The organism is Actinoalloteichus spitiensis RMV-1378 (assembly GCF_000239155.1).
Classification (GTDB): Bacteria; Actinomycetota; Actinomycetes; order Mycobacteriales; family Pseudonocardiaceae; genus Actinoalloteichus_B; species Actinoalloteichus_B spitiensis.
On sequence record NZ_AGVX02000232.1, the window covers coordinates 1 to 7,820 of the forward strand.

Here is a 7,820-nt window from a genome sequence, read left to right on the forward strand (position 1 = left end):
CCGGAAGGGCTCGGTCCGGTCCGCCCTGACCGGCGGGGGTGTCCCAGCTGCCGACCGGGAACTGGGGAGGCTGGTCGAACTCTTCGGCGCCGACCGGGTCGCCGTGGAGCTGTTCGACCACGGTGGCCCGACCGACACCGCCCACAACGACGTCCTGGTCTCGCTGGCCGAGCGCCGGGGACTGCGGGCGGTGGCCACCAACGCGGTGCACTACGCCACCCCGTCCCGGTGGCCGTTGGCCACCGCCACGGCGGCGATCCGCGCCCGGCGCACCCTCGACGAGATGGACGGCTGGCTGCCCCCGGCCGGTGCCGCGCACCTGCGGTCCGGGGCGGAGATGGCCGCCCGGTTCGCCCGGTACCCCTGGGTGGTGCGCGGCGCCGCCGAGCTGGCCGCCGAGTGCGCCTTCGACCTGAGCCTCGTCGCCCCCCGGTTGCCCCCGTTCGACGTGCCACCCGGTCACGACGAGGACAGCTGGCTCCGGGAACTGGTCCACCGGGGCGCGCTGCGCAGGTTCGGCACCCGGGAGGAGGCGCCGGCGGCGTACCGGCAGATCGAGCACGAACTCGGCGTGATCGCCGCGCTCGGCTTCCCCGGGTACTTCCTCGTGGTCCACGACATCGTCTCGTTCTGCCGGGACAACGACATCCTCTGCCAGGGCAGGGGGTCCGCCGCGACCTCGGCCGTCTGCTACGCGCTGGGCATCACCAACGTGGACGCCGTCCGCTACCAGTTGCTGTTCGAACGGTTCCTCTCCCCCGAACGGGAGGGACCACCCGACATCGACCTGGACATCGAGTCCGACCGCCGGGAGGAGGTCATCCAGTACGTCTACCGCCGGTACGGGCGGCGGCACGCCGCGCAGGTCGCCAACGTCATCACCTACCGGGTGCGGTCCGCCGTCCGGGACGCGGCCCGCGCCCTGGGTTTCTCCCCCGGGCAGCAGGACGCCTGGAGCAAGCAGCTCGACCGGTGGGGGTCGGTCCGAGGGGCGGCGCGGGAGACCGACGTGCCCGAGCGGGTCCTCGACCTGGCCACCCAGCTGGAGGGGTTCCCCCGGCACCTCGGCATCCACTCCGGCGGCATGGTCATCTGCGACCGGCCGGTGGGGGAGGTGTGCCCGGTGGAGTGGGCGAGCATGGCGGACCGGACCGTGCTCCAGTGGGACAAGGACGACTGCGCCGCCGTCGGACTGGTCAAGTTCGACCTGCTGGGTCTCGGCATGCTCTCCGCGTTGCACTACGCGATCGACCTGGTCGAGGCCCACCACGGGGTCCGGGTGGACCTGGGGGCGTTGGACCTGGCGGACCCCGCCGTCTACGACATGTTGTGCCGGGCCGACTCGGTCGGGGTCTTCCAGGTGGAGAGCCGGGCGCAGATGGCGACGCTGCCCCGCCTGCGACCCCGGGAGTTCTACGACCTGGTCGTCGAGGTGGCGTTGATCCGGCCGGGACCGATCCAGGGCGGTTCGGTGCACCCCTACATCCGCCGCCGCAACGGCGAGGAGGACTGGGACTACGAGCATCCGCTGCTGGAACCCGCCCTGCGCAGGACGCTGGGGGTGCCCCTGTTCCAGGAGCAGCTGATGCGGATCGCGGTGGACGTGGCGGGCTTCTCCGCCGCCGAGGCGGACGAGCTGCGGCGGGCGTTGGGCGCGAAACGGTCCGAAGCCAGGGTGGCCAGGCTCCGCGACCGGTTCTTCGAGGGCATGGCCGCCAACGGGATCACCGGGGAACTCGCCGAGCGGATCTACCAGCGCCTGCTCGCCTTCGCCAACTTCGGTTTCCCCGAGAGCCACTCGCTGAGCTTCGCGCACCTCGTCTTCGCCAGCGCCTGGTTCAAGCTGTACTACCCGGCGGCGTTCTGCGCGGCCCTGCTGCGGGCCCAGCCCATGGGTTTCTACTCGCCGCAGTCCCTGGTGGCCGACGCCCGCCGGCACGGGGTGCGGGTGTTGGGTCCGGACGTCAACGCCAGCCTCCCGCACGCCAGCCTGGAGGGAGGGGACCGGCGGCACGGGAGCCGGACAGCGGAAGCCGCCACCGGGGGAGCCGGGCCGGCCTCGACCACCGACGCGAGCCAGGGGCCCGCCGTCCGGCTCGGGCTCGCCTCGGTGCGGACCATCGGACAGGAGCTGGCGGAACGGATCCACGCGGAACGGGACGCCCACGGCCCCTACCGCTCCCTGTCCGACCTGGGGCGGCGCGTCCGCCTGACGGCCCCCCAGCTGGAGGCCCTGGCGACCTCGGGCGCGGCGGGCTGCTTCGGGCTCGACCGCCGGCAGGCGTTGTGGGCGGCGGGGGCGGCGGCGGGCGAACGCCCGGACCAGTTGCCCGGGCTGACCGGCGGGGTGGACGCCCCCGTGCTGCCGGGGATGGACGAGGTCGACCTGGCCGTCGCCGACGTGTGGGCGACCGGGGTGTCCCCGGACAGCTACCCGGTCCAGTTCGTCCGCGAACACCTGACCGGACTGGGCGCGCTGCCGACCGACGGGTTGTCGGACGTGGAGTCCGGGACCCGGGTGCTGGTGGGCGGTGCGGTGACCCACCGGCAGCGGCCCACGACGGCGGGCGGAGTGACCTTCCTGAACCTGGAGGACGAGAGCGGGATGGTCAACGTGGTGTGCTCGCCCGGCCTGTGGGCCCGTTACCGGAAGATCGCGGTCACCAGCCCCGCGATGCTGGTGCGGGGGGTGGTGGAGAACGCCAACGGGGTGGTCACCCTCCAGGCGGACCGGCTCCAGCCGCTCACCCTGCGGGTACCGTCCACCTCCCGCGACTTCCACTGAGCGGAGCCCGGGTGCCGGCGGTCACGGACGATGGTGTGGCGCGCCACCACGGCTCCGGACCGAGGCACCCGCCCGTCACCCGGGCTCGAACCGCAGGGGGCGGTCGCCGGTCGGGTGGGCGCGGTCGGCTGGCATCCACGTCGTGGCCGGATCCGCGCCGGGAACGGGGTGGGTCCCTTCCCACCAGCCGTCCCCTGGCCACCGTCCCCGCCCGACGACACCACCTTCCCCTGACCAGTTCGTCGGCCATGCCGGGGTGGAGGACCACGGCTCCTCGACCGGGGAACCGCGAGAATGAGGACGGGGGATCGCACCACGGCCGTAACGGTGGTGAAACGCCGGCGTGGATAACCTCCGGCCCCGTCATCGGTCCCCGTGGGTGGCGGGGCGACCGGGTCGGGAGGACGTGCGGATGCGGGTGCTGGTGGTGGAGGACGAGCCGGTGCTCGCCCGGGTCGTCGCGGCGGCCCTGCGGCGGGACCACGTCGTCGCCGACGTGGTCGGCGACGGCGCGACCGCGCAGGAGCACCTGGGAGTCCACGACTACGACGTCGTGGTCCTCGACCGCGACCTGCCGCTGGTCCACGGGGACGAGGTGTGCCGGGACCTCGTGGCCTCCGGAGCGACCACCCGGGTGCTGATGCTCACCGCCTCGGCCGAGGTTCCGGACCGGGTCGTCGGTCTGGCGCTCGGTGCCGACGACTACCTCGTCAAACCCTTCGCGCTCGCCGAGCTCGTTGCCAGGGTGCGAGCCCTGGGGCGCCGCAGCCGCCCCGCCGCGCCCCCGGTGCTGTCGCGCGCCGGCATCGAGCTCGACCCCCGGCTGCGCGAGGTCCGCCGGGCCGGCGAACTCGTGGCACTCACGCCCAAGCAGTTCACCGTCCTGGAGGAACTGCTCCGCGCCGAGGGAGCGTTCGTCAGCGCCGAACACCTTCTGGAGAAGGCATGGGACGAACACGTCGATCCGTTCACGGGAGTCGTGCGGCTGACGGTGCTCCGCCTGCGGCGAGCCCTCGGGGAACCCAACGTGATCGAGACGACCCCGGGAGTCGGTTACCGCATCCGGTGAGGGCCAGGCCGCGTCTCCTGCCTGGCGTCAGCGTCCGCACCCGGCTGACCTTCTGGTACGGGCTCGTCTTCTTCGCCAGCGGCGCGTCGCTGGTAGCGATCAACCACGCCCTGACCGAACACGGCTTGCGCACGCACCTGTCGGACACCGCGTTCAGCCAGGTCGTCCACCAGCACTGGACCTCGACCGAGGTGGACGGGGTGGTTCACAACGAGTCGCGGGGCGTCTTCGTCGAACCGGTGGACGACGAGCTGGCCGCGGAGATCGCGGCGGCCACCCAGCGCACGCGGGAGGTCGCCCTCGCGGACCTGCTCAACCAGTCCCTCGTCGCCCTGGCGGTCGCCGGTGTCCTCGCGGTGGGGATCGGCTGGCTGATGGCCGGACGCGCCCTGCGACCACTCAGCAAGGTCACCGCGCACGCGAAACGGGTGGCCGAGCGGAGCCTGCACGAGCGGGTGGCGTTGACCGGCCCCCGCGACGAGATCAGGGAACTGGCCGACACCTTCGACGACATGCTGGAAAGGCTCGACCGCGCCTTCGACGGCCAGCGCCGCTTCGTCGCGAACGCCTCCCACGAGCTGCGCACCCCTCTCGCGGTCAACCGCGCCCTGATCGAGTACGCCGTGAGCGACGCGGACGCCGACGAGCGGATCACCGGTCTGGGAGGACAGCTCCTGGAGGTGAACGCCCGCCAGGAACGGTTGATCGAGGGACTGCTGATGCTCGCCCGCAGCGACCGGACGGTGGAGGAACCCCGTCCCGTGGATCTCGGCGACGTGTTGTCCCGAGTGGTCGGCAGGGTTCAGGACATGGCCGAGCTCGCCGGGGTGCGGCTCACGGTGTCGCCCGCCGCCGCGCCGACGCGCGGGGACCCGGTGCTGCTCGAACAGTTGGTGACCAACCTGGTCCACAACGGGATCCACCACAACCACCCCTGCGGGTGGCTCGACGTCCGTACCGCCACCGTGGGGACGGACGTCGAGCTGGTGGCCGTGAACACCGGCTCCGTCGTGCGCGCCGAGGACCTCCCCCGGTTGTTCGAACCCTTCCGCCGGGGGCAGTCCGAGCGCACCGGTTCCCACCGGGGCTCGGGGATCGGGTTGTCCATCGTCCGCTCCGTCGTCCGTGCCCACCGGGGAACGATCGACGCCTCTCCACGTGGGGGTGGCGGTCTGGTGGTGCGACTCAGGCTGCCTGGTGCCGTCCGGGCCTGAGGGCGGTCAGCTCTCGGTGTCCACGCCATCCACGTAGCACACCACGCCCTCGGTGCTGACCTCGACGGTGACCGAGCTGGCTACCTCGGTCGCCGCCTCCTCCCCGTCGCCGCAGAACATCCCATCCTCGGGGATTTCGCAGGCGGTCCCGGTGACGGCCTCGGGAGCGTCGTCCTCACCGGTCCGCGTGACGCTGTAGCAGTCGTGGTCGGCCATGTCGTCGACGTGAACGAAGTCGTACTCCTCCCCAGGCCGCTCCGTCCCGGTCTGACTCGGCACTCCCTCGTCCGAGGCACCGGCGAACGGGGCGATCAGGGCGGCGGCGCCCACCGCTGCCGCGCAGAGCGCCACAGCGAGGCCGACCCGGTTCTGACGAGGAACCCGCATGGTGTCGTCCTTTCCGTTGGTGTTCACACCGTGTCGCGGGAGCGACCGGCGGACCCATTCCACCGGGGCGGCGGTTTCCCCACCGTTACCGCCGTTCGCGCTCGCCCCGGCCCGTGGAGCGCCGGCGCCCGGCGCGGTCCGACCGCCCCGGGCGGAGACCGCCCCCGGTCGCGACCGAGCGCCGGCCGCCCGTTCAGGCGCTGGTCACCCGTTCCGGCAGCATTGGCAGCGCGTTCGGACGCAGCACCATCGTGGCCACCGGGCGCACCGGATCGGGAGTCGGGCGCAGCCGCCATGCCGCCACCACGGTGGCGACCACCACCACCATCTCCGTCATCACGAAGTGCGCGCCCAGGCACTTGTGGGGGCCGGCGGCGAAAGGTGTGAACGCGTGCTTCGGCGGGGCGGTGTCCCACCGGTCCGGGTCGAAACGCAGCGGGTCCGGGAACAGGGTGGGGTCGCGGTGCTGGGCGGTGAGGCTGTAGAGGACCTCCGCGTCCGCCGGCAGCCAGTACCGGCCGAGCCGGACGCCGTGCAGCGTGCGCCGGGTCAGGAGCCAGTTGACGTGGTGGCGGCGGAGGGTCTCCTCCACCACCCGGCGGGTGTAGACGAGCCGGGGCAGGTCCGCCGCCGTCACCGGCCGGCCGGCCAGCACCTCGTCCAGCTCCGCCCGCAGCCGGTGCTCCACCGCCGGGTGCCGTCCCAGTTCGTGGAAGAGCCACCCCATGGTGCCGGCGGCGGTCTCGCTACCGGCCAACAACAGCGTCAGGACCTCGTCGTGCAGCTGCTCCGCCGTCATCCCACGTCCGGTGCCCTCCTCCCGGGCGGACAGCAACGCGGCCATCAGGTCACCACCGTGCCCCGGCGTCCGCATCCGGTCGGCGACCAGGTCGCGGATGATCTCCCGGAGCAGGTCGCGTTCGGCGAGGAAGCGGCGGTTGGCCGGGGTCGGCAGTCGTTCGAGGGCGTCGGGGGCCAGGAGGCGCCAGGCGACCCCCCGCACGAAGGCGTCGGTGGCGAGGACGATCCGGGTCGCGGTCCTGTCGGACAGGCTCGTCGAGAACAGGGCCCTGGCGACGACCACCGTGGTCAGGTGGTGCAACTGGTGGTCCAGCCGGATCGGGTGGTCGGGACGCCACCGGGAGGTCATCCGCTCGGCCTCGCGCCGCATCAGCGCCACGTGGGACTCCAGGCGGACGCGGTGGAACGCGGGCGCCATCAACCGGCGCTGCCGGTGGTGGAAGCCCCCCTCGGAGGTCGCGACCCCGTTTCCCATGTACGGGCGCATGTTCTCGAAGAAGCGGCCCTTGCCGAAGCTGTCCGCCCGCACGGTGAACATCCGGTGCAACAGCTCGGGGGAGTTCACCACGTAGATCGGGCGCCGACCGAGGTGGATCCGGACGACCTCCCCGTGCCCGCGCAACCTCTGCAGGAACGAGACGCGGCCCCGGACGAGCGCCGGCAGGTGCCCGACGAGTGGCAGTCCGCCCGGTGCGGTGGGCACGGTCCTGGGACGGTCGGTCTCCCTGTCCATCGTCCTTCCTCGTCCTCCTGGTGGTCGGGCGCTCGGGCCGGTCGGGGCCCGCTGGCCGTCGACCGGTACGTCGTCGACCTGCTCGGGGCCGAAGCCCGGAACGGTGGACGCCGCTGCCCGCCCATCGGCACCCCGTCCGCCCTGGCTGAAGCGGTTGGGCGGCTGGTCCACCGCACCAGTCAGCCACGCCACCCGTTCGTTCAACACCGCCGAGTGGCGCGACGCCGCCCCACCGATGTGGGCAACGGGACCCGGGCCGCTCGCCGCCCCAGTGCTGGTCCCGGAACGCGGCTCGACCGGCCGGGGTGCGGGCCGCGGCGGCAGCGCCCTCGGCCGGGGACCGGGAGCTCGGCGGGGGACCACCCACCCGTACCGGGCCATCAGCTGATCGGGTGAGAGGCGGGTGAAGTCGGGAAAAGGCCCGTGAGAGGTGGGCAACGAGCCTAGACTGGTCGCGCCCGTGAGGTGGTGATCCGCATGTCGAACGCAGCCGAGCGCCGTGCCGAACTGGAGGGTCGGATGTCGACGCTCCGGGAACAGGCCGCCGCGCTCACCGAACAACTGGAGCGCCAGACCAGCCAGTTGCGGGAGGCCCAGGAACGGGCCACGCACCTGCGGGGGACGGCGACGTCCCCCGACGGGTTGGTGACCGTCAGCGTCGACGCCAGCGGCGGGATCGCCGACCTGCGCATCGCGCCGACCGCGTTCTCCCGGAGCACCCCGGAGAAGCTGGCCCGGTCCATCGCCCAGACGTTCGCCAGTGCCAGGGCGAGCACGCAGGCCCAGCTGGGCGAGGCCTTCGGCCCACTGGTGCAGGCCCCCGTGGTCGAC

At 73.0% G+C, this 7,820-nt stretch carries 6 protein-coding genes; 4 read left to right on the top strand and 2 right to left on the bottom strand.

All coding sequences use genetic code 11. From position 1 onward, the window contains the following. The 3 genes from ACTIDRAF_RS0211710 to ACTIDRAF_RS0211720 all read left to right on the top strand — a co-directional run. Positions 1 to 2,785, top strand: a 2,785-nt coding sequence (locus ACTIDRAF_RS0211710) for an error-prone DNA polymerase (RefSeq protein WP_016698929.1), incomplete at its 5' end; no start/stop codon positions are given. 412 nt (positions 2,786 to 3,197) lie between these two features. Continuing rightward, positions 3,198 to 3,854 carry a response regulator transcription factor gene (locus tag ACTIDRAF_RS0211715; RefSeq protein ID WP_016698930.1) on the top strand — a complete coding sequence of 219 codons (657 nt, stop codon included), beginning with the start codon at positions 3,198 to 3,200 and terminating at the stop codon, positions 3,852 to 3,854. After that, complete coding sequence (locus ACTIDRAF_RS0211720) at positions 3,851 to 5,068, top strand: sensor histidine kinase (protein WP_016698931.1); 1,218 nt, start codon at positions 3,851 to 3,853, stop codon at positions 5,066 to 5,068. The genes ACTIDRAF_RS0211715 and ACTIDRAF_RS0211720 overlap by 4 nt, the downstream gene beginning before the upstream one ends. A 6-nt stretch (positions 5,069 to 5,074) precedes the next feature. Here the strand turns inward: ACTIDRAF_RS0211720 and ACTIDRAF_RS0211725 are convergent, their stop codons facing one another. Both ACTIDRAF_RS0211725 and ACTIDRAF_RS0211730 read right to left on the bottom strand, forming a co-directional pair. Next, a complete protein-coding gene (locus ACTIDRAF_RS0211725; RefSeq protein WP_157162988.1) occupies positions 5,075 to 5,455 on the bottom strand; it encodes a hypothetical protein in 381 nt (126 codons plus the stop codon). A gap of 193 nt (positions 5,456 to 5,648) precedes the next feature. Then, entirely contained in the window at positions 5,649 to 6,989 is a 1,341-nt protein-coding gene (locus ACTIDRAF_RS0211730) for a cytochrome P450 (RefSeq protein ID WP_016698933.1), read from the bottom strand. A gap of 477 nt (positions 6,990 to 7,466) precedes the next feature. On the opposite strand from ACTIDRAF_RS0211730, the gene ACTIDRAF_RS28420 reads away from it, so the two are divergent. After that, positions 7,467 to 7,820, top strand: a 354-nt coding sequence (locus ACTIDRAF_RS28420) for a YbaB/EbfC family nucleoid-associated protein (protein WP_169533975.1), incomplete at its 3' end; no start/stop codon positions are given.